At 52.4% G+C, this 1,152-nt stretch carries 1 protein-coding gene; it reads left to right on the top strand.

Going from position 1 to position 1,152, the window contains the following annotated elements:
- Positions 1–4: 4 nt before the first annotated feature.
- A partial coding sequence (locus ACSFA3_RS24850; protein WP_475544584.1) for a metallophosphoesterase family protein occupies positions 5–1,152 on the top strand: 1,148 nt, incomplete at its 3' end.

Raw genomic sequence — 1,152 nt, 5'->3', positions numbered from 1 at the left:
ATTGATGATTGCCGGTTCCGCGGCCGGAATTGCAACCTTGTCTGGCTGCGGTGGTGGCAATGGAGGAGGTACTGGCTTTGGAACATTTCCAGCAGCAGGAGCGAGTGGTTCGTCGGGTAATGGGGCGGTATCCGGAGTTCAAAACCCTGCTGCCCAAAATCTCCCGGCGCAAAAGATATCCAGCTTTGCCATTTCAGTTCTTCCGGATACCCAGTTCTACCCTCGATATGCCTCGGAAAAGATGGGTGAGCTGTACCAGAAGCTGTATGCGAACATCAATCCGCAATACGACAATCCATTCAAGACCCAAACGCAATGGATTGCGCAGAATTTCCAGCAACTGAAAATGCCGTTCACGATCCATCTTGGCGACATCGTGGATCAGTCCTGGTATTACAACGACGAAAAATCGGTACCGTGGAGCGATTCGACCGATCTCGTGAGCAACGGTCAATTGAGCAACGGTCAGGTCACGAAGGAATGGGAACTCGCAAGCCAGGCCATGCAGGTGCTCGAGACGGCAAAATGCCCTTATTCGATTTGCGCCGGAAATCACGACGTTGGAGCCGACAAGAACAACAATATGCAATGGGGCCCCGATTGGGGAGTGGGCGTCACCGGCTTTGCCAATAACGACGGCTATCAGGACGGTGGCAGCCACCGAGTCGGCCTTTTTGAACCGTACTTGCAAGTTTTTCCTTCGGCACGTGCCCAAAAGCAGTCGACTTTCGGAGGCCGGCATGCCTCTGGTTTTCACGAATACCATATTTTCCAGGCCGAGGGGAATCAATTCCTGGTGCTCTCCATGTCGTGGAGAGCATCAGACGATGCCATCAGCTGGGCGAATCAGGTCATACAGATCAACAAGAATATCCCGGTCATTCTGGTGAACCATCAGCTGGTTGGCATCGGAACAGACGGGACAACCGCCGCGGATACCGCTTATTCGAATTACATGTGGGACAAGCTCATCAGGAGCAACGACCAGATTTTCATGGCCGTCAGTGGTCATTACCACGGCTCATGCACGAGCACCAAGAGAAATTCATTCGGCAATGATGTTCATTTGATGGTCGTGGACTACCAGATGGCGTACATGGGTGGCAATGGCCTCATGCGGATGTTCGAGTTCGACCTCACCAACAATAAAAT

Origin of the sequence: Variovorax glucosi, assembly GCF_051216695.1 — a bacterium.
Classification (GTDB): domain Bacteria; phylum Pseudomonadota; class Gammaproteobacteria; order Burkholderiales; family Burkholderiaceae_C; genus Variovorax.
The sequence above is the reverse complement of the archived record's forward strand: the minus strand, read 5'-3'. Positions and strand labels throughout refer to the sequence as shown.